Source organism: Gemmatimonadaceae bacterium (genome assembly GCA_020852815.1).
Lineage (GTDB): Bacteria > Gemmatimonadota > Gemmatimonadetes > Gemmatimonadales > Gemmatimonadaceae > SCN-70-22.
Genome location: JADZAN010000032.1, coordinates 1 through 21,265, shown reverse-complemented (window position 1 = coordinate 21,265; position 21,265 = coordinate 1). Strand labels below are relative to the sequence as shown.

Below are 21,265 nucleotides of genomic sequence, written 5' to 3'. Positions count from 1 at the left end.
ATCGACGATCCATGAGATTGAGAATCGCAGATCCGATGCAGGCGCGCCGGCAGGCTCAACGGGTGAGCATCGCATGCGGCATGGTCATCGCACTCCTGTCGGGCGCGTGCGGCAGCCTGCTGGATGTAGAGAACCCGAACAACGTCAACGCCGATGCGCTCAAGGTGCCCGCTTCTGCCGCAGCGCAGGTCAACGGGACGCTGGCGGCGCTGACGCGCGGCGCGGTGCAACTGGTGGGGCATGCCGAAATCGCCAGCGACAACTTTGTCTGGAGCGGCTCGCTCGACGGCGTGGACCGGCTCAGCCGTGGCGAGGTGCGTGATCCCTACAACGAGTTCCTCGAGGACGCGTTCTCCGGGATGACGCCGGCCCGCTTCATGGCGGCGCGCACCGTCACGCAGCTCGAGGAGTTCAAGGCGGCCGGAACACTGGCCGATCCCACGCAGCTGGCGCTGGCGAACCTGTACGCCGCGATCACGTACGACTACCTGGCCAATCACTTCGACAACTTCGTGATCGCCTCGAATCAGCGTGAGGCGGGAGATGCGGTGGGGCCGGACAAGATGGTCACGCTGTACGACTCGGCGGAGGTGGCGGCGACCCGCGCCCTCGCCTCCGTCCCGGCGGCCAACACGCTCCTCAAGGGACAGATCCTGGCGGTGCGGGCGCGGGCGAAGTTCGATCGCGCGATCTGGCGCAAGCTGAACCCCTCCGGCAAGACGCCAGCGCAGCCACTGGTCGATGACCAGGGGGCGGCCGACGATGCCATCGCCGCGCTCCCGCTCCTGGGAAGCGACTACCGCCTCAAGCTGGAAGTGCAAGTTGGCATGGGGTGGGGGAACTGCTTCCTCCCCTCATGCACGAACTCGCGTCGCGAGGTCATCTTCAACCCATCGCTGGCCACCTACAACTACACCACCAAGGTGATGACGGTGGCCCTGAAGGATCCGATCACGGGGCAGCCCGATCCGGCGGCGGGACAGCTGCTCACCGAGTTCGTGAACGGACAGACCATGTCGCCGCTGACCGTGACCGGGTCGCGAGACATGCTCCTGATCGTGGCGGAGGTGGCGCTGGCAAAGGGGAACACCCCCGAGTTCACGTCGCGCATCAGCCAGCTTCGCGCCCTCAATGCCCTCCCGTCCTGGACGGGCGCGGCGCCGCAGCCAACGGCGCTCGAAATCCTGATCCACGAGCGTCAGGCAAACACAGTGATGCAGGGACGACGCCTGAATGACATGTACCGCTTCGGCATCGTGAGCTCGCGATGGGGCGCAACGTCCGAGGCGCGCGTCTGCCCGGGATCGTTGTTCCCGATCACCAACGGCGAGCGCCTGTCCAACCCCAAGGTGGTGAGCATCCAACCGGCGTGCGGGCAGTAACCGCGCGCAGTAGGCAGGTCGACGAACGAGGTGGCGCCGCAGCTGGCGCCACCTCGTTCTCGTGTTCACCCCCGCCCGTTAGGCGCCTATCGCCTCGGCGCCCGCTCGCGCAGGTACACCGCCACCGCCTCGGTCCGGTTCCCCACACCGAGCTTCATGTACAGGTTCTGCAGGTGGAACTTGACGGTGTTCTCGCTCACCCGGAGCCGGCGCGCGATCTCGGCGTTCGTCGCCCCCTCGGCCAGCAGCGCCAACACCGACTCCTCGCGTTCGGTGAGCTGCCGCGGGTCCGACGACGCGGACTTGCCTAACAACCAGCGCTTGGCCGCCAGCGGAAAGACGAGCTGCCCGCGATACACCTGGCGAATGGCGTCCACCGTGTTGCGCGGCGGGTCGGTCTTGAGGGCGTAGCCGTCGGCGCCGCCGTCGAGCGCGGCGCGCATCGACGTGCCATCGCCATACGCCGAGAGGACGAGCACACGCACCGGGATCTTCTCGGCGCGAATTCGTTCCAGGCAGGCCAGCCCGCTCATCGTCCCCATCTCCAGGTCGAGCACGACGACATCGGGCTTGTGGTTGCGCAACTGCTCCATCACCTGAGCCCCGTCGGTCGCGGCCCCAACCACCTGCATGTCGGGCTGCGCGTCGAGGAGCGAGCGAAGCCCCTCGAGCACGAGGGCGTGGTCATCGGCCAGCAGGATGCGGAGGCGCGGCGTCATTGGGCGTCGACCTCCACGGTGACGCGCGTTCCCTTGCCGGGCGCGCTCGACAGGGCGAACGAGCCCCCCACCATCTCCACCCGGTCGCGCATCCCGCGCAGCCCGAAATGCGCTTCGCCAAGGGCGTCCGTCGTATCGAAGCCTGCGCCGTTGTCGACGATCTCGAGGCGCAGGCGCGCTCGTGCCCCGCCGCGCACGGCGCGCAGCGAGACGGTCACCTTGCTCGCGCCGCCGTGGCGGTAGGCGTTGGACAGCCCTTCCTGCAGAATGCGATAGAGCGCGATGCGCACCGGGAGGTCCTCGGGCGGCAGCTCGGCGTCGGTGTCCAGCGTCGTCTGCGTATCGGTGAGGTGCTCGTGCTGCAGGAGCAGCTCGTCCACCAGCTGCAACAACGGGCGATGCTCGAACTCCGGCGCGCGGAACGCCCCGATGAACGAGCGCACCTCGGTGAGTCCGTCCTCCAGGAGCTTGCGGATGCGGTCCTTGCGCTGCACGACCTCGGGGTCCACTCCAACCGAGCGCTGCAGCGCGGCATCCAGCAGCTCCACCTGTGAGAGGGCGGCATACATGTGCTGCACGGGGCCGTCGTGGATGTCGAGCAGGATGCGTTGCAGCTCCCACTCCGTGATGGCGAGCATGCGGCGCGAGGCCCCTACCTCGCGCGTGCCGGCCTCGTGTGATGACGGATCGGGCGGCGCGGGCGGCGCGGGCGTCGCGGGGGGCGTGGGCGGACCTGGTGCGGGCGGTGACGTCACTCGGTGCTGGCTCTGATGGCGCGTCCTGAGGATGACAATGTGCGCGCTTCCCGGCCATCGTGCGAGGGGACGTTCGCGCACGGCTCTGGTTCGCTTCTCCCGCCCTCGCTAGGCTACAGGAGATCGCCCACGCTCCCCGCCATCCGCGCATGACCACCGACCCATCCGCACTCTCCGACCCGATCCTCGACGAGACCGTCAGCCACCTCCAGGCTCTTATTCGCCTCGACACGAGCAACCCGCCCGGGAATGAGATGGCGGTCGCGCGCTACCTCGACCAGGTCCTGCGTGCAGAAGGGGTGGAGACCTGGCTGGACGAGCCGGCCGAAGGGCGCGCGGCCTTCGTGGCGCGCGTGCGCGGCGATGGCTCGCAGCGTCCGCTTCTCCTCATGGCGCACATGGACGTGGTGGGCGTGGAGGCGGCGAAGTGGAGCGTCCCGCCGTTTGGCGCCGAGATTCGGGATGGCTTCCTCTACGGGCGTGGCGCCATCGATGACAAGGGGATGCTCGCCTGCAATCTCATGGCGATGCTCCTTGAGAGGCGCGCCATCGTGGAGACGGGAACGCTCCCGGCGCGCGACCTGGTCCTCCTTGCCACGTCCGACGAGGAGACGGGGGGCGCGTACGGCATCGACTGGGTCCTCGAGCATCGCCGCGAACTGGTGGAGGCCGAGTTCGCGCTGAACGAAGGCGGTCGCGTGCGCGTGGTCGACGGGCGGCCGCTCTACGCCGCGGTGCAATGCGCGGAGAAGGTCCCGCACAACGTGATCGTCACCGCGCGCGGACCGGGCGGTCACGCGGCGATCCCGCATGGCGGCAACGCCATCACCCGCCTGGCTGCGGCACTCGCGCGCATCAGCGCGCACCAGGAGCCGTTGCACCTGGGCCCCGTGACGCGGCGCTTCTTCGAGGAACTCTCCCACGTCTGGCCCGACGCTCCGCAGCGCCGCGCGATGGGCGACGTTGCGTCTGACGACACCGCGCGCGCCGCCAGGGGCGCCCGGACGCTGTCGCGCGTCCCATCCCTCAACGCCATCCTGCGCAACGGGATCTCCCCAACGCTCATCAGCGGCGGTATCCGGTCGAACGTGATTCCGACTGAAGCCGAGGCAACGCTCAACATCCGCACGCTCCCGGGCGAACGGATCGACGATGTGATCGAGCGACTGCGCGAGCTGGTCGGCGACCCCGATGTCACCTTCCGCGTGCGCGCCAGCGGCGACGACGCGCCGTCGTCACCTGTCGACTCGCCGCTATTCCGCGCCATCGCCGAGAGCGTCGCCGCCCTCGACGGCCGCCTCCGCACCGTCCCGTATCTCTCCACCGGCGCCACCGACTCGGCCACGCTGCGCAAGGCCGGCATCCCCTGCTATGGCATCCTCCCGTTCCCCCTCACGCAGGAAGACGAGGACCGCATGCACGGCCACGACGAACGCGTCCCCGTCGAGTCGCTCGCCTTTGGCGTCCGCCTGATACACAGCATCGTGAATCGAATGCTTCGCTCAGCTTAGCCCCCTCGTCTTCTCGTCTTCTCGTCTTCTCGTCTTCTGCCTCTCCATGCCCTCAGCCCTCATCACCGGCGCCTCCAAAGGAATCGGCCGCGCCATCGCCCTCCGCCTCGCTCCCGACTACGACATCGTCGCCCTCGCCCGTAGCGAGGACCAGCTCCGCACGCTCGGCGCCGAGATCGCCGCCAAGGGGGGGCGCTGCACCGCCGTCGGCGTCGACCTGCGCGATCCCACGGCGATTGCCACCGCGCTGCAGGGGGTCACGGCCGACGTGCTCGTCAACAACGCCGGCGTCATGCACCGCAAGTCCTTCATCGACCTCATGCCCGACGAGTGGAGCGAGATGATGGACGTGAACGTCAACGCCATCTATCACGTCACGCACGCCATCCTTCCGGGGATGATTGCCAAGGGTGCCGGCCACATCATCAACGTGTCGTCCATCGCCGGGCGAAGCATCATGCTCGGCGGGAGCGGCTACAACGCCACCAAACATGCCGTGCAGGCGCTGAGCGAGTGCCTCATGCTCGAGGTGCGTGACCATGGCGTGAAGGTCTCGCTCGTGATGCCGGGGTCGGTCGCCACCGAACTCACCCCTGGCGGTTCCAAGGTGGCGTGGGCGCTGCGCCCGGACGACGTGGCCGCGTGTGTTGCGCAGATTCTCTCCATGCCTGCGCACGCCCTCACCTTCATGGTCGAGGTTCGCGCCGCGCGCCCCACGCGGTGAGTGCGCGCATCGCACCGCGCGCGCCGGGACGCGCGCGGTGCGCGACATCGCGCGACGTCGCGCGCACACACAATTGCCGAGCCTTCACGCAGCGTTTGCGCCTGACCGGGTGCGACCGGCGCACTGCGAACAACCGACGCGGGTTAAGTAGCGCACTTCCTCACGTGGATTCAGGGAAGTGCTTTCACCGTTGTAGGTGAAAGTGCCATGCGCAATTCGACATATGCATATGATGTTTCTCGCCGCCCGAATCCCCCTGCGGCGCGCCCTTGCATGATGCCGACGCGCCGCATCCCCCACTGCCCAACGGTACGCACCGTGGATCACTCGACCATCGCCGTCTCCGCTTCGAGCAAGGCGCCGTTTCGTGTGCTAGTTGCAGCTGTATGCGTCGCACTATCGCTCCAGGGTTGTTCCCAGCAGGACTCGGCGTCGGCGAGGGATCCGCTCGCGAATCGGCCGAGCGGCGCGCTCCCGGTCGAGACGCTCCAGGTCGCCCATGCCCCTGCGGTCCCCAAGGCGATCACCCGCAAGACTCCCGCGAAGATCATCATCAATCTCGAGACGCGCGAAGTGCGCAAGCGCCTCGCCGACGGCGTCGAGTACACGTTCTGGACCTTTGGCGGATCGGTGCCGGGTCCCATGCTGCGGGTGCGCTCGGGTGACGAGGTGGAGTTCCACCTCAACAACCACCCGACGAGCAAGATGCCGCACAACATCGACCTGCATGCCGTGACTGGGCCCGGTGGTGGCGCGGCGTCGTCGTTCACGGCGCCGGGGCATAGCTCGCAGTTCTCGTTCGCCGCGCTCAATCCGGGCCTCTACATCTACCATTGCGCAACCGCGCCGGTCGGCATGCACATCGCCAACGGCATGTACGGCCTCATCCTCGTCGAACCGCCCGAGGGGCTCCCTCCGGTCGATCGCGAGTTCTACATCGTGCAGAGCGAGTTCTACACCGCGGGGCGCCATGGCGAGGCGGGCGTCCAGCCGTTCGACATGGAGAAGGCGCTCCACGAAGATCCGGAGTACGTCGTCTTCAACGGCTCGGTGGGCGCGGTGGCCGGCGACAACGCACTCAAGGCCAAGGTGGGCGAGAAGGTGCGCATGTACGTCGGCAACGGCGGCCCCAACCTGGTGTCGAGCTTCCACGTGATCGGCGAAATCTTCGACAAGGTCTACACCGAAGGTGGATCGATCGCCAACCAGCATGACGTCCAGACGACCCTCGTCCCGGCGGGCGGTTCGGCGATGGTCGACTTCAAGCTCGAAGTGCCGGGGACGTTCATTCTCGTCGATCACTCGATCTTCCGCGCCTTCAACAAGGGGGCGCTGGGGATGCTCAAGGTCGAGGGCGACGAACAGAAGGTCATCTACTCCGGCAAGCAGAGCGACGTCGTGTATCTCCCCGAAGGCGGGGCGGTGCAGACGATGCCGGCCGAGGCCAGCGCCGCGCCGGAACGCGAACTGCCGCGCGCCGAGCTGCTCGCCCGTGGCCAGCAGGTGTTTGCCGGCAACTGCGTCGCCTGCCACCAGTTAGGTGGAGAGGGCGTCCCCGGGGCCTTCCCGCCGCTCAAGGGGAGCGACTTCCTCATGGCGGACAAGGACCGCGCCATCGGCGTCGTGATGCGTGGCTTGTCGGGTGAAGTCACGGTCAACGGGCAGAAGTTCAACGGTGTGATGCCGAGCCTCGCGCTCACCAACACCGACATTGCCGCCGTGCTGTCGTACGTGCGCACCAACTTCGGCAACCACGCCACCGACCTGGTGACGTTGAAGGACGTGCAGCGCGTGCGCGCCGCACGACCCAAGCCCTGAGGTAGCACACGCTCATGCTCCCCATCTCGACGCGTAAGGCGCGAGTGTGCGGGATGATGCTGGTCCTGCTGTGCGGTGGCGCCTCGGGCGCCGCCGCACAGCGTGCGCCCGCCCTCCGCTATCGTGCGGTGGCGGGCGGACATGTGCGCCCCTTCTACCTGGCGGGGGTTGCCGACACGGGGCTCGCGGTTGCGCCCTTCCTGCTCGCCGAGCGCCCCGTGAGCAATGCGGATTTTCTGCAGTTTGTCATCGCCCGGCCCGAGTGGCGGCGCTCGCGCGTGCCGCGCATCGCCGCCGACGCCGCCTACTTGCGGCACTGGGCAAACGATACGGTGCCGGGACCGGGCGTCGATGCCACGGCGAGCGTGGTGAACGTCTCCTGGTTTGCCGCACATGCCTACGCCGAGTGGCGGGGGGCACGCCTCCCCACTTCGGCGGAGTGGGAACTGGCCGCGAGCCGCTTCCAGCGCGCGCTCGGCCCCTCGCCCGAGCGCCTGCAGGCGCACCTGCTGTCGACCTACGGTGCGCAGTCGTCAGGCGCCGCCAACCCCACCGCCCGCCTGGTGAGCGATGACGGCGTGGTGGGATTGCACGGCGGTCCCTGGGAATGGGTCGACGACTTCAACGCCGTCGTCACCAGTGGAGAGTCGCGCGGCGACGGAACGCCTGACGACGGCTTGTTCTGCGCCGGCGGGGCCGCGCTCACCGCCGATCCCGGCAACTACGCGGCCTTCATGCGCTACGCAGTGCGCGGTTCGCTGCGCGGCACCTATGCATTGGCAACGCTCGGCTTCCGCGTCGCGCGCGATGCGGCGCCTTCTCCTGCACGAGGACGACAATGATCACCGGCGTTGGGACGCCCCGCGCACGGCGCGCGCTCGCGCTCACGTGCCGCGCGCTCACGTGCTGCAGCGCGCTGTTGTGCCTCCTCCCCTTCGTCGCGCCGCAGGCACAGGCGCAAGGACGTACCGCGGCCGGCGCGCTCCCCGAACTCTCCCTCTATCGTCTCTCCGGGCGGTGGACCAACCACGACGGACGTGCCATCGCGCTCGCCGACCTGCGGGGTGAGACGGTCGTCGTCGCCATGGTGTACACCTCGTGCACGATGACCTGTCCGCTCATCACGCGCGAGATGCAGCTGGTGCAGAATGCGCTCCCCGCCGACGTCAGGCCCAAGGTGCGCTTCGTCCTCGCCTCGTTCGATCCGGCGCGTGACTCGGTTGGTGCGCTCCACCGGCATGCGAGCAAGATGGCGCTCGACGACCGGTGGCTCGTCGTGCGCGGCGCACCATCCGACGTGCGCCAGTTGGCGGTGCTGCTCGGCGTGAGCTACCGGCAACTGCCGAGCGGTGACTTCGACCACTCCAACATCATCAGCGTGCTCGACGCCGACGGCGTGATGCGCTTCCAGTCGCCGCGCGTTCCGGGCGACCGCGAGGCACTTGGCAAGGCCGTCGTCGCCGCCGCGCGCGCCGCGGCACCCGCGCGTTAGGGCAACCACCTCCGGCACCGCGCGCCTCCCGCGCGGCGCCTCGACATCCATCCCATCATCGTTCATGCAAGCCCGTGCCAGATTGCTCCTGCCGACGCTGTGCATCGTGGCCGGTGCGCTCCGTCCCGCTGCACATGCCGGTGCCCAGGCGGCTGCCCCCGCACCGCGCCCCGCCTTCGAGAACCTCCGCTTTCGCGAAGACTGGTCCAAGGCTCCCTCCGGCGATCCGCTCGATCCGCTCAAGCACATCGCGTTAGGTGAGGGAGGGGCGGCATGGCTCTCCTTCGGTGGACACGTGCGCGTGCGCGGCGAATCGGTCCAGAACTTCCTTGGTGGCGGCGCCGGCACGCGCACCGATGCGTTCACCGCGGTCCGCGCGCACCTGCACGCCGACCTCCACCTGGGGACGCACGTGCGCGCCTTTGTCGAGGGGCGCTTTGCCGATGTCTCCGGCCGGGAGTTGCCCGGCGGCGCGCGTGCGATCGATCGCGATCGCGGCGACCTCGGCAACGCATTTGTAGAGCTGGGTGGAACCATGAACGGCGTGAAGGCCGCCGCACGCGTGGGACGGCAGGAGTTGCTGCTGGGGCGCGAGCGCATCATCTCGCCGCTCGACTGGGCCAACGTGCGCCGCGTCTTCGAGGGCGCGGCGGTGGAGGCGCGGCGCGGCTCGCTCGCGCTCGGCGCCTTCGCGGCGCACCCGCTCACGTTGCGCCCGCTTCGCCGCGACATCGCCGATGATGTGGCCCAACTCTGGGGAACCACCGCCGCCTGGCAGGCGCCGCGCGGCGGCCGCATCGTCGAAGGCGCCATCCTCGTCAAGTCGCTGGACGCGGTGGGGACGACGCCGTCCACGAAGCGTTCGGCGGCAACGGCGCGCGTCGTCACGCCACTTGCCCGTCCCGACCTCCTGCTCGAGGTCGAAGGCGGCGCGCAGCAGGTGAGCACCAGCGGCAACACATCCTACGCCACCATGCTCGCCAGCGACCTCACCTGGTCGCCCAAGCGTCGCTGGACTCCGTCGTTCGCGCTGGGCTTTGATCGGGCGAGCGGGACCGCCGCGGGCGAACGCGCGCAGAGCGGGACGTGGGATCAGTTGTATCCCCTGGCCCATGCATACGCCGGCTACGCCGACGTGCTGGGGCGCCGCAACCTCGTGGAAGAGCGTTTCGTCGTGCAGTTCTCCCCGCTCCCCGCAGGTCGCTTCAGGACCGGGCTGCACTCCTTCCAGCGCGCCTCCACCGCCGACGCGGCGTACGACGCGACGGGTGGCGTGTTCCGCGCCGGCAACGCCGGGACTTCGCGCGCCGTGGGAACGGAACTCGACGTCACGCTGCAGTGGCGGTTGGGTCGGCACATGCGCATGGACGGCGGCTTTGCGCGCTTCGCCCCCGGTGCCTTCATGAAGGAGTCCGGGAGCGCACGAGCGTATTCGTGGCTCTTCTCGGCGCTCACCGCGACGTTCTAGCGCAGCGACCGCGCGACGGAATACCGCGGGCATACCAGGAATGGGCGTCGAGGTTGCGGCGCCCATTCGTGCGCTGGCCTCTGCCGTAGGGGTTGCCGTTCTTCACGGCGCGCTTGCCCGACGTTAGTATCCACGCCCGTGCCCAAGGCTTTCCGCAAGGCCCCCGAGGGGCTGCGATCGTCCAAGCCCGTCCTCCCCACCTCGACCACGCCCGAGTCGCTGCGTGAGTTGATGGCGGTGCGCGAAATCGTGCACGCCTTCCTCAACGCCGACCGTCCCGAGGAGGTCTTCCAGTTCGCCCTGGACCGCGTCTCGCCGCTGGTCGGCGCGACCTTCGCCTCGGTCTACCTGGTAGACGGCGTCTCGGAGCTGATGCACCTCATCGCCGCGTACAACTGGCCGGAGCGCTACAAGCCGTGGCTGGGGGAGATGCGGGTGCGCCTGGGCTTTGGCCCCAGCGGCGAGGCGGTCGCCGAGCGGCGCGTGATCGAGGTCCCCGACGTCTTCACAGACGCCGACCTGGAGGACTGGGGAGAAGTGGCGGCGGAGCTTGGCTTCAAGTCGCTCGTCGCACTTCCGCTGCAGACGTCGAGCCGCGTACTGGGGGCGGTGACCTTCTACTTCGCCGAATCGGGGAAGCGTGGCCCCGAGTCGCGCGGGATGATGCGTCTCGTCGCCGACCAGATGTCGGCCACCGCCGAGAAGGCGTCGCTCATCGAGCAGCTGCGTCGCACCAACGCCGCCCTCACCGAGGCCAACGCCGAGTTGGAGGAGCAGTACGCGGCGGTCGTCGAGGCGCGGAAGGCGAAGGACGAGTTCCTGGCCAACATCTCGCACGAGCTGCGCACGCCGCTCACCTCGGTGCTCGGCTACATCTCGATCCTGCAGGAGGAGCTTTCCGGCCCCCTCACCGACGGACAGCGGCAGGACCTGGCGCACGTGAAGCGGTCGAGCGAGCGCTTGCTGGAACTCATCGAGGACCTGCTCGAGCTGACGACGCTCACGCGCGGCGACATCTCGCTCTATATCGAGGAGTTTGACCCCGCGGCGGTGTTGCACGACGTGGTGGCGTCGGCGCAGGGGCGCTCGAGCGAGGTGGAGCTGCACGTGGCCGAGGTGCCGCCGTTCATGCCGCGGATGAAATCCGACCGGAAGAAAATCTCCCGCATCCTCGCTAGCTTGCTGGGGAACGCGTACAAGTTCACCCCGCGCGGGCGAGTCGACGTGGGGGTGACGCTGGTGGGAGACCGGGTCCACTTCACGGTTGCCGATACGGGGATCGGGATCCCGGTGGAGGCGCAGGGGACGGTTTTCGAGGCGTTTCGCCAGGTGGATGGCTCGGTGACACGCCGTTACGGGGGGTCGGGGCTGGGGTTGGCGCTGGCTCGGAGATTGGCGCGACTCCTGGGTGGCGATGTTGAGCTGCGATCGGCGCCGGGGAGCGGGACGGCGTTCACGCTCGCGCTGCCGCTGGAGTTCGAGCCCGCGCTCGATGCGCGGGGTAACCTAACGATCACGTGATTCGGGCATGACGCAACGACGGACCATGCAGGAGCTGCGCACGACGCTGGCCCCTGCCGACGTGCTGGCCGCGGCGAAGGAGTTCTTCGCCCGACGCATCAACATCTACGCCGCGTTTCCGGAGCAGGAGAGCGCCGCACACGTCTCGCTTCGCGGGCAGGGGGGCGAGGAGATCGTGTTTGGCGTCGTCGAGCGCGACGGGGCAACGCTGGTGACGGCTGCCTCGTACATGTTCGACGCGCAGGTGTCGCGATTCCTGGCCACGCTCCCGCGCGCCGTGGAGGCCACGACATGAGCGCCGCGTCGACATCGGTTCCGTTCACGGCGCAGCTCCGCTCCCGTCCCGGGGTGATCCGGCTGGGCACGGGAAACGAGCCGGTCATCACGGTGCGGGTGACGGTGGCCGAGGTGTGGGATACGGTTCGCATCGACGCGCCGGCCGACACCCCGGTGTCGGTGGTGAAGGCGCGTGCGCTGCAGGCGCTCGTGCCCGACGATGCCGCGAACGTGGCCGGGTATGTGGTGAAGCTCGCGGGGATCGAGGTGCTCAACGAGGGCGCGTCGATCAGCGAGGCGGGGGGCACGGATGGATCTATTTTCCTCATCACGAGCCGTCGGCGTCGCCCGGTGCGGTAGCTGCCGCGGCGGTACGATTGCCGCCGCTGCGGTGCGATGACCGCACCTGCGTCGCGTCGCAGGTGGCCACACGTTAGGCACGGTTGGCGCTGACTCCTTCGACGACTTCCTCCATGTCTGCGGTCTCCGCGGGCCCTGCGGACGCAGCAGGCCCCGCGCGCGCGGCCGCCAGCGCGGCCGCCCACGCTTCCCCAAACTCGGCAGAGCTGCAACCGGAGGCGTTGCTGGCGGCGGCGTCGCGCCTGCGCGACGAAGTCGCGCGCCGCATCGTGGGGCAGCGCGAGGTGCTGGACGAGATCCTGATGGCGATCCTCGCCGGCGGGCACGCGCTGCTGGTTGGCGTCCCCGGGTTGGCCAAGACGCTGATGATCCGCTCGGTGGCCGACGCGATGCGACTCGACTTCAGGCGCATCCAGTTCACCCCGGACCTCGTTCCCAGCGACATCACCGGGACGGAGATCCTCGAGGAGAACGCGAGCACGGGGGGGCGCTCGTTCCGCTTCGTGCGCGGGCCCGTCTTCGCCAACATCGTCCTGGCCGACGAAATCAACCGTGCCCCGCCGCGCACGCAGGCCGCGCTGCTCGAGGCCATGCAGGAGCACCGCGTGACGGCGGCGGGCGAGACGATGCGACTCCCCGAACCGTTCTTCGTCCTGGCCACGCAGAACCCGATCGAGCAGGAGGGGACGTACCCGCTCCCCGAGGCGCAGCTGGACCGCTTCCTTTTCGACATTCGCGTCGGGTATCCGGGTGAGGACGAGGAGGTGGCGATCTTGCGCGCGACGACCGGGAGATTGGAGGTCGAGTTGCAGCCGGTGCTGGATGGGGCGCAGACGCTGGCGTTGCAGCGGCTGGCGCGCGACGTGGCGGCGAGCGAGCCGGCGCTGCGCTATGCGGCGGCGCTGGCGCGCGCCACGCGCCCCGACTCGTCAGGCGCTCCCGAGCTGGTGAAGCGGTACGCGCGCTGGGGGGCTGGCCCGCGCGCGGGGCAGGCGCTGATCCTTGGGGCCAAGGCACATGCGCTGCTGTCGGGGCGCATGGCGGTGGCGCCGGAGGACATACGGCGGGTGGCGGGGCCGGTGCTGCGGCATAGGGTGCTGCCCAACTTCGCGGCGGAGGCGGAGGGGATCGGGGCGGAGCGGATCGTGCGCGAGGTGGTGGAGCGTGTGAGCGCGCCGGCGAGCGGCGTGCGGCTGTAGCGTCGGCTGCGGTGGAACGGGTACGATGCGGAAGGAAATGGTGAGGGAGATGTGGGGGGGCGGGTGGATGTTGTTGTTGGGGGGGGCCCCCCGCGTCCGCCGCGTCGCCCACCCCAGAGTCGCCGCTCGCGTCAACCCCCGCTGATCGCCCATGTCGATCCCGCGCGAGTACGGCCCCATCCTCGATGCCGTGCGCGGGCTCACCTGGCCGGCGCGACGCCGCGTGAGCGGGACGCACACCGGCGCACATCTCTCCCGCCTGCGCGGGCGCGCCCCCGAACTCAGCGAGTACCGCCTCTATCGCCAGGGTGACGATCCGCGCCAGCTCGACTGGAAGCTCCTCGCCCGCAGCGATCGCGCCTTTACGCGCCTTTCGGACGACCGCGCGGTGCACCCCACCTGGTTCGTCATCGACGCCTCGGCGTCGATGGCCTTTCCCGAGGCGTCGCACGCCAAGTGGTGGATGGCGCGCGCGCTCGCCGTGGGGATCGCCGCCGTTGCCCAGCGTTCGGGCGATCCGGTCGGCGCCGTCATCGCCGCCGCGCGCGGCCTCGTGCACGTGCGCGCCCGCACCCGCGCCGACGTCCTCGTCGAGCTGGTCTCCGCGTTAGGCAGTGCCACGCCGGCCGGCGCGCACGCCCTGGCGCCGGCGCTCCTCGCCGTCCCCGTGCGCGCCCGGCTCGTGGTCGTGAGCGACTTGCTGGGCGATGAGGAGGCTCTGCGCGGGGCCGCCGCCGCGCGCGCCCACGCCGGCGGTGATGTGCACGTGGTGCACGTGGTGTCGCGCGACGAACTCGAGCCGCCCCCGGCGCTCGCCCTGGCGGTCGATCCGGAAGACGACACCATCGAGCGCCCGCTGGACGCGGCAGGGCGCGCCGCCTACCGCGCCCGCTTCGCCGAGTGGCGTTCGGCCACCGCGCGCGCCTGGCGACTGGCGGGGGCGAGCTACCGGCAGGTGCAGGCGGAGGATGATGCGGCGCTCGTCGTGCGGGGGGTGGCGACGGGGGCGGGGAGGCGCTCGGGCGAAGGGGATGCGCTGGGCGATGGCGGACACGGGGGAGACGTTAGGCGCGGCGGCGCGCCGCTTCCGCCGCTCGAGTCCCGCCTCGGCGATCGCTGAGCGGTGCCGATACTCGCCGCCCCCCTCTTCCTCCTTGGCGCCGCCCTTGCCGCCGGCGTCGTCGTCGCGTTGCACCTGCTGGCCTGGCGGCGCCCCGCGCCGCGCCTGCTTCCCACGGCGCGCTTTGCCCCCGCCGCGTCCACGCGCGCCCTCTCGCGCACCGTGCAACTGCGCGACGTGGTCCTCCTCTTCCTGCGCGTCGCCGCATTGCTCCTGGCGGGGCTCGCCCTGGCCCGTCCGTCGTGGCACCCCGCACGGCGCGGCGTGGCCCGCGTCCTCGTCCTCGACGCCGCACGCCGCGTGGCCAGCGCGCGCGAGGTGACCGACAGCGCGCGCACCGCCGCTGCCGGCGCCGCCACCGTAGTCCGCGTCCGCGTCGACTCCACCGCGCGCGTCCTCCCCGACACCGTCCTCGGTGATGTCGCGATGGTCCGCGGGTCACTCGGCGCCGGCCTCATCGTCGCCATTCGCGAAGCAAGACGCCTCGCGCCAACGCACGAGCGCGTCGAACTGGTCGTCATCTCTCCCTTCGCCACCGAGAGCTGGGACGCGTCGATGGACGCGGTGCGGGCGCGATGGGACGGTCCCGTCCGCACCATGCGCGTCGCCGCCGTCACCGATTCCATGGCGACAGCGCGCATGAGCGATGACGTCGGCATCTCGGGCGCCGCGGGCGCCCCCGAGTCGCTGCGCGATCCTGTCGACGCCGCGCTCGCCCTCGCCATTCCGAGTGCCGGCGTCGCCTCGCGCCGCACGCGCATCGTGCGCGACGCCATCACCGCCGCCGACTCCGCTGCCGCGCGCCAGGGAGGTATCGTCATCCATTGGCCGCGACTCACCCTCCCCGCGTCGGCCTTCACGCCACGTGCTCTCACGTTAGGCGACCGCACGACCATCGCCCGCTTCGCCGCAATCGCAGTCGGCGGCGCTGTCCCGGATGAGGGTTCGTCCCGGGGCAATGCGCCACCGATCGCCAGCGTCATCGCGCGCTGGGGCGATGGCGCGCCCGCCGCCCTCGAGTCGACGCTCGGCGCGGGATGCATTCGTACGATAGGGGTCGCCCTCTCGACGTCAGGTGACGCCGCGCTCTCCACGTCGCTCCGCGCGGCCCTCCGCGAGCTCGCGGCGCCGTGCGGCGGTGGCGCCATGACCGTGGTCGACAGCGCTCGGCTCGCTAACTGGGCCATGCATCCTGCGCGTGAACCAGCCGACTCGCGCACCGCCCGACGCACGCTAGTCGCCGAGGCCGAACAGGGGCGCGAGGCGCAGCGGTGGCTGCTCGCGGTCGTCGCTTTGCTGCTGGCGGCCGAGTGGTGGATGCGACGCCGACGCGCCCCGGACGCCGATGCCGAACCGCGCAGCGCCACCGCCACCTCGGAGGCGGCATGACGGCGTTTCCTGGCGAGGACGTCACCCTGACGGCGGCGCGCGGACGTGTTTCGCAATGGAGGCGTCTTCTCCTGCTCGCCGCATCGCTGCGCGCCGCGCTCCTCGCCAGTGGCGCGGGGCTCCTGGTGGCGGCAGCGCTGCGCATCGTTGGGGGATCGCCATCCGGCGTCGCCGCCTGGGCCCTCGTGGCCGCCGTGGGCACCGCGGCCTGGAGCTGGATGCGGTCGGCCGTCGTGCGCCTGTCGGCGCAGCGCACCGCACTCTGGCTCGAGGAACACACACCGGCGCTGCGCTACGCCCTCGTCACCACCGTCGACGAGGCACCACCGCCATTGTCGGCCGGCTACCTCGAACGCGCGGTGCGCGCCGCCGACTGGGAAGCGCCGGCGTGGCGCGCCGTGCGACGCGCGCTGCTCTGGCCGATCATCATCGCCGCCGTCGGCGCCGTCGCCTTCGCCCTCACCCCAGCGTCGCCTGCGCATACCGGCGTCGATCGGCGCACCGGTCTTGGCGCCGGTGCCGCATCGTCGCACGCCGCCCCGTTAGGCGCGGTCCTTGTCACCATACGCCCCCCCGGTTACACCGCCCTCCCCGCCGTGCGCCTTGAGTCGCCGGCCATGGTGCGCGCCTATCCCGGGAGCGTCGTCACCGTGCAGGGGCGCGGCGCGGCTTCGTCCACGCGCGTCACGCGCGATGCTCGCTCGATCGCGACGTCGGGCAATGACGATCGGTGGAGCGCCGAGTTCCGCAGCGACAGCGCACGATCGCTCCTCCGCATCGAGCGCACCGGCGGCGACGCACGACTCATCGCCCTCGAACCGCTGATCGACTCCGCGCCGACGGTCACCCTGCGCCTCCCCGCGCGCGATACTGTCCTCCGCGTCAGCACCGGTTCGATCGCGCTCGCCGCCGACCTGCACGACGACCTGGCGCTCGCCAGCGCGCGCTTCGAGTACATCGTGAGTTCCGGTGAAGGTGAACGCTTCACCTTCAAGTCGGGGACGTTAGGCACGCTACCGCTCGGCGTTGGACGCGATGCGCCGCTGCGTTCATCGCTCTCCCTGGAGTCGCTCGCCCTCGCACCCGGCGACGTGGTGCACGTGCGGGCGGTCGCCGTCGATCGCAACAGCGTCTCCGGGCCGGGCGTGGGGACCTCCGAGTCGCGCACGATTCGCGTGGCGCGACTCGGCGAGTACGACTCGGTGGCCGTCGAGCAGGCCCCGCCCCCCGATGCCGACAAGTCGGTCATCTCGCAGCGCATGCTCATCATGCTCACCGAGGCGTTGCTCAAGCGCGCCCCGCGACTCCCGCGCCCCGACCTGGTCGCCGAGTCGCGCCGGATCGGGCGCGACCAGGCGCGGCTCAGGCGGCAGGTGAGCGACATCATCTTTGCCCGGCTGGGGGGCGAGCCCGACGGCGAGCACTTCCATGGCGACGGCCACGGTCACGCCGACACCGAACAGTTAGGCAGTGCCCCGCTCACCCCCGAGCAGCTCCTCCAGGCCGCCGAGCGCGCCACGCAGGGAGCGGGAAACGCGATCGACTTCGAGCACGACGAGACGCCGGTGCTGGCCATCAACCGCCCAATGCTCGAGGCCTACAACGCCATGTGGGACGCCGGGCGCGCCCTCGACGGCGGCGAGCCGCGGCGCGCCATCAAGCCGATGTATGCCGCGCTCGCCGCCATCCAGCGCGCCCGCGCCGCCGAGCGGCTCTACCTCCGCGGTGCGCCGCCGCGCGTGGTGGTCGACCTGGCGCGCGTGCGCCTGGCGGGGAAGGGGACCGGCGACCCGTCGCCGCGCACGCCACGGGCGGCGTCGGCGGGAAGCCGGCGGCCGCAGCTGCAACGCTTCGCCCGCGCCCTCGCCCTCCTGCCGAACGACGGCGCCGCGGCGGTCGACTCTCTCATCATCTTGCGCCTGGCGGTGGCCGACGCGCGCCCGGCCGCCGCCTCGGCGCTCGAAGCCGCCATCGCCGAGTTGCGCAGCGCCCGCGACGCGACCGCCTCGCTCCTCCGCGCACGCCGTGCGCTCGACGACGCCATGGTCACCGGCGATTCGATCCCACCCTGGGGAGGCGTGCGATGAGCGCCCGCACCCCCGCCTTCACCTTCGCCACCGCGCAGTACGAGTCCGGCGACTGGGACTCGGCGCCGCTCGTCCCGGCCAACATCATCGACTCGATCGCCCGCTACACCGAGATCGACGTGGCCCCGTCGGGCGCCGTCGTCCCGCTCGGCTCGGAGGCGGTGCTGCAGTATCCGTTGTTGTACCTGACGGGGCACCTTCCCGTCCGCTTCACGTCGCAGGAGCGGCGCATGCTCGAGCGCTATCTCGAGCGCGGCGGGCTCCTCTTCGTCGACGATCACAACCACGACGTCGACGGCATGTTCCACAAGACCGCCACGGAGGCGTTGCAGGCGGCGGCGGGGAAGCTGGCCAAGCTCCCCAATACGCATCCGCTCTACTCCGCCTTCTTCCGCTTCGAGGACGGCCCGCCCAACACCTCGCACGAGCTGAACGGGTGGGGCGACAACCTCGTGCATCCGTACCTCATGGCGGCACTGCGCGGCGGCCGTATCGCCGTCCTCTACAGCAACAAGGACTACTCGTCGGAGTGGAACTATCATCCCGACAACAAGCGCTTCTTCTCGGTGGACAACACGCGCTTTGCCGTGAATCTGGTGGTCTATGCGCTCACCCGCTGACGACGAGTCGCCGATGGCGGGGCGCGGGCGTTCGCCGCGCATGGAGCGCGCACCGCGAGTGGTGGACGCGCCGCGGGTGGTGGACGCGCCGCGGATGGTGCGCGCGTCCCGGCGGGAGCGTGTGGCGCGGGGGGCGGCGCTGGTGGCGTTAGGTGTGCTGGTGTGGCGGGCGTGGCGTCCACTCGATGACGGCGCGCGAGATCGGCGCGGCGCCCTCGTGGTGGCGAGCACCCGCGCGCTCCCCGAGGCGCTTGCACGCGCGACCGATGACGGGCCGGCCGCGCTCGAGCTCACGCTCGACTCGATCCCGGGGCGGCGCGAGCGCGAGTGGGCCCGTGCCTTGGCGGACGCTGGTGCACGCGTTACGTGGCGGAGGACGGCGGCAGCTGCAACTGCAACTACTGCGACGGGCGCTGGCGTCGCATCTGCCAGCGACGCTACCGTCGCTGCGGCCGCCACCGACGCGGCCCAAGCCACCCATGCCGCCGCCGGCGCTATCGCCGCGCTCGTCGAGCCCGTGGCCGACCCGCGCGGCCGCGCGCGCGTCGTGGCGCTGGCGGCGCCTGACGTCGTGCTCCGCGTGCGCGACGAAGCGGGGACGCTCGACTCCGCGCGCGTTGCCGTCGGAGGCGTGCGCACCATCGACGCCATGCTCGACGGCGTGGTGCGTGCGCAAGGCGAGGTCGGCGAGGCGTCGAGCGCCGCCCGTGACTCGCTCCTGCTGCGCCCGGTGCTCGTCGTCGCCAACGCGAGTTGGGAAGGGAAGTTCGTCGCCGCCGCCCTGGAGGAGGCGGGGTGGGGCGTCGATGCGCGCTTCCGCGTCGCTCCCAACGTAGACGTTAGGCAGGGGAGTGCCTTCGTCATCGACACGGCGCACTACGCCGCCGTCATCGCGCTCGACAGGACCGCCGCGCCCTATGCACCGGCGATCGCCCGCTTTGTCCGCAGCGGCGGCGGCGTCATCGTGGCGCGGGGCGCGGCGTCCATCCCCGCCATCGCCGCACTCCTCCCCGCTCGTCTGGGTGCGCTCGTGACGCCGCGCCTCGGCGCCCTGGCATCGGATGCGCCGCGGCGCGCCCTGGATGGCGTGGCGCTCTCCGCCATCGAGCGCGACGCCGTCGTCCTCGACCGCACCGGTCGCGAGGCGCGCGTCGTTGCCGCGCGCGTCGAGGCCGGTCGCGCCATCCTCGTCGGCTATGACGACACCTGGCGTTGGCGCATGGCCGGCGACGACGAGGCCCCCGCGGCGCACCGCGCGTGGTGGTCATCGCTCGTCTCGTCCGTCGCCTACGCGCCCCTCGTGCAGCTGGCGGAGGCGCCCGTCGTCGACGAGGCGCCCTACGCCGCCCTCGTCTCCGCGCTCGGGCGCCCAGGCGCCGGCGCGTCGGCGACGCACGGCGCGCAGGGAACCACGCCCTGGGATGCACTCCTCTTCGCCATCTTCCTCACCGCACTCCTCGTTGAGTGGTCGTCACGCCGACTGCGCGGAGCCCGATGACCGTCGCCTACATCAGCCATGCCGACTGCGGCCGACACGATACCGGGTGGAGTCACCCCGAGCACGTCGGCCGCCTGCGTGCCATCCCGCGCGCGCTGCGCAACGACTTCGACCTCTATCAGGCGCTCGAGCATCTCGAGGCGCGGCACGCCACGGTGGAGGAACTGGCCATCGTGCACGACTCGGCCTACATCGCGCATGCCGCAGCGGTTGCAACTGGCGGCGGCGGGCACCTCGACGCCGACACCGTGGCCAGCGAGGGATCGTGCGACGCTGCGCGCGCCGCATGCGGCGCCGTGCTCGATGGCGTCGACCTGGCGTTCGAGGGGCGCGTGCTGCGCAGCTTCGCCGCCGTGCGCCCGCCGGGACATCACGCGCTGCGCGCTCGCGCCATGGGCTTCTGCCTCTTCGGCAACGTCGCCATTGCTGCGCACTACGCACGGATGCGGCATGGCGCACGGCGCGTCCTCATCATCGACTGGGACGTGCACCATGGCAACGGGACGCAGGCCCTGGTGGAGCAGGAGCCTGACATCCATTTCGTCTCCATGCACCAGTGGCCCTGGTACCCCGGCACCGGCCCCGCCGAGGACCGCGGCCCGCACGGTTCCGTCTGGAACGTCCCCATGCCCCCCGGTCTCCCCGCCCAGCGCTACGTCGACGCCCTCACGCGCGCCGTCGACGCCGCGACGACCTCCTGGATCCCCGACCTCATCCTCGTCTCCGCCGGCTTCGACTCCCTCAACGGCGATCCCCTGGGCGGCTTCACCCTCGAGCACGAGCATGTCGACGCGCTCACCCGCCAGCTCGTAGAGCGCGCCGCCGCATGGTGCGGAGGCCGCCTCGTCAGCGCGCTCGAGGGCGGCTACGCCCCCGACCGACTCGGCGCCGCCTGCGTCACCCACCTCCGCGCCCTCCTCTAGCCCCCCCAAATCGAGGTCATCCAAATCGGGGTCACATCCAGATTGGGGTCAGAGTCAGCGAACCAAATTCTCGGTGACTCTGACCCCGATGTTGCGGGACTATGGGCGGCCACCCCGCACCTCCGCCCTCCAGCTCGTCGCGCGCGCCGCATCATAGGGCGGAAGCCCCGTTGTCAGTGCCCAGGAAGCGGTTACGAGCCCGACCGATTCGGCGCCGAGTGCGCGACCTAGCGCCGCGCCCGCAACCAGCCCCCGCCCCCCAAATGGGCTCCTCCAAAATTGGGGTCAGTCAGAATGAAGCGACCGGCTCGCGGTCGTGGTAACGTGGGTTACGCCGCCGGACGAGCCGACGGACCAGAGCCACAACACGACGGAGCCGGTCGCCTATGTCACGTACAGTGCG

19 protein-coding genes are annotated in these 21,265 nt (G+C 70.7%); 17 read left to right on the top strand and 2 right to left on the bottom strand.

Annotated elements, in window-relative coordinates; all coding sequences use genetic code 11:
* Positions 1–80 precede the first annotated feature (80 nt).
* Positions 81–1,382, top strand: a complete 1,302-nt coding sequence (locus tag IT359_16625) for a hypothetical protein (protein ID MCC6930615.1) — start codon at positions 81–83, stop codon at positions 1,380–1,382.
* A gap of 86 nt (positions 1,383–1,468) precedes the next feature.
* Here IT359_16625 and IT359_16620 read toward each other — a convergent pair whose 3' ends face one another.
* Both IT359_16620 and IT359_16615 read right to left on the bottom strand, forming a co-directional pair.
* Positions 1,469–2,101, bottom strand: coding sequence for a response regulator transcription factor (locus tag IT359_16620; protein MCC6930614.1), 633 nt, complete (start codon positions 2,099–2,101; stop codon positions 1,469–1,471).
* Complete coding sequence (locus IT359_16615) at positions 2,098–2,739, bottom strand: hypothetical protein (protein MCC6930613.1); 642 nt, start codon at positions 2,737–2,739, stop codon at positions 2,098–2,100. Before IT359_16615 ends, IT359_16620 begins: the two co-directional genes overlap by 4 nt.
* A 266-nt stretch (positions 2,740–3,005) precedes the next feature.
* Between IT359_16615 and IT359_16610 the strand changes: the two genes are divergently transcribed.
* The 16 genes from IT359_16610 (at position 3,006) to IT359_16535 (ending at position 20,862) form a co-directional block, all read left to right on the top strand.
* A complete protein-coding gene (locus IT359_16610; protein MCC6930612.1) occupies positions 3,006–4,367 on the top strand; it encodes a M20/M25/M40 family metallo-hydrolase in 1,362 nt (453 codons plus the stop codon).
* Between the two features lie 46 nt (positions 4,368–4,413).
* Positions 4,414–5,091 (top strand): SDR family NAD(P)-dependent oxidoreductase, encoded by a 678-nt coding sequence (locus tag IT359_16605; GenBank protein ID MCC6930611.1) that lies wholly within the window; start codon positions 4,414–4,416, stop codon positions 5,089–5,091.
* Between the two features lie 318 nt (positions 5,092–5,409).
* Positions 5,410–6,909, top strand: a complete 1,500-nt coding sequence (nirK, locus tag IT359_16600) for a nitrite reductase, copper-containing (protein ID MCC6930610.1) — start codon at positions 5,410–5,412, stop codon at positions 6,907–6,909.
* A gap of 14 nt (positions 6,910–6,923) precedes the next feature.
* Positions 6,924–7,751 (top strand): formylglycine-generating enzyme family protein, encoded by an 828-nt coding sequence (locus IT359_16595; GenBank protein MCC6930609.1) that lies wholly within the window; start codon positions 6,924–6,926, stop codon positions 7,749–7,751.
* Entirely contained in the window at positions 7,748–8,401 is a 654-nt protein-coding gene (locus IT359_16590; GenBank protein ID MCC6930608.1) for an SCO family protein, read from the top strand. Before IT359_16595 ends, IT359_16590 begins: the two co-directional genes overlap by 4 nt.
* A gap of 64 nt (positions 8,402–8,465) precedes the next feature.
* Positions 8,466–9,869 carry an alginate export family protein gene (locus IT359_16585; protein MCC6930607.1) on the top strand — a complete coding sequence of 468 codons (1,404 nt, stop codon included), beginning with the start codon at positions 8,466–8,468 and terminating at the stop codon, positions 9,867–9,869.
* Between the two features lie 138 nt (positions 9,870–10,007).
* A complete protein-coding gene (locus tag IT359_16580) occupies positions 10,008–11,390 on the top strand; it encodes a GAF domain-containing sensor histidine kinase (GenBank protein ID MCC6930606.1) in 1,383 nt (460 codons plus the stop codon).
* 7 nt (positions 11,391–11,397) lie between these two features.
* A complete protein-coding gene (locus IT359_16575; GenBank protein ID MCC6930605.1) occupies positions 11,398–11,685 on the top strand; it encodes a hypothetical protein in 288 nt (95 codons plus the stop codon).
* Positions 11,682–12,026, top strand: a complete 345-nt coding sequence (locus tag IT359_16570) for a hypothetical protein (protein ID MCC6930604.1) — start codon at positions 11,682–11,684, stop codon at positions 12,024–12,026. Before IT359_16575 ends, IT359_16570 begins: the two co-directional genes overlap by 4 nt.
* Before the next feature lie 113 nt (positions 12,027–12,139).
* A complete protein-coding gene (locus IT359_16565) occupies positions 12,140–13,225 on the top strand; it encodes a MoxR family ATPase (GenBank protein ID MCC6930603.1) in 1,086 nt (361 codons plus the stop codon).
* 151 nt (positions 13,226–13,376) lie between these two features.
* Positions 13,377–14,345, top strand: coding sequence for a DUF58 domain-containing protein (locus IT359_16560; protein ID MCC6930602.1), 969 nt, complete (start codon positions 13,377–13,379; stop codon positions 14,343–14,345).
* A 3-nt stretch (positions 14,346–14,348) separates the two neighbouring features.
* Positions 14,349–15,734 (top strand): BatA domain-containing protein, encoded by a 1,386-nt coding sequence (locus tag IT359_16555; protein ID MCC6930601.1) that lies wholly within the window; start codon positions 14,349–14,351, stop codon positions 15,732–15,734.
* Positions 15,731–17,821, top strand: coding sequence for a hypothetical protein (locus IT359_16550; GenBank protein MCC6930600.1), 2,091 nt, complete (start codon positions 15,731–15,733; stop codon positions 17,819–17,821). The genes IT359_16555 and IT359_16550 overlap by 4 nt, the downstream gene beginning before the upstream one ends.
* Positions 17,818–18,441: a DUF4159 domain-containing protein gene (locus tag IT359_16545; GenBank protein MCC6930599.1), complete on the top strand. Its 624-nt coding sequence runs from the start codon at positions 17,818–17,820 to the stop codon at positions 18,439–18,441. The genes IT359_16550 and IT359_16545 overlap by 4 nt, the downstream gene beginning before the upstream one ends.
* Positions 18,425–19,939 carry a hypothetical protein gene (locus IT359_16540; GenBank protein ID MCC6930598.1) on the top strand — a complete coding sequence of 505 codons (1,515 nt, stop codon included), beginning with the start codon at positions 18,425–18,427 and terminating at the stop codon, positions 19,937–19,939. The genes IT359_16545 and IT359_16540 overlap by 17 nt, the downstream gene beginning before the upstream one ends.
* Positions 19,936–20,862, top strand: a complete 927-nt coding sequence (locus IT359_16535; GenBank protein MCC6930597.1) for a histone deacetylase — start codon at positions 19,936–19,938, stop codon at positions 20,860–20,862. Before IT359_16540 ends, IT359_16535 begins: the two co-directional genes overlap by 4 nt.
* Positions 20,863–21,265 lie beyond the last annotated feature (403 nt).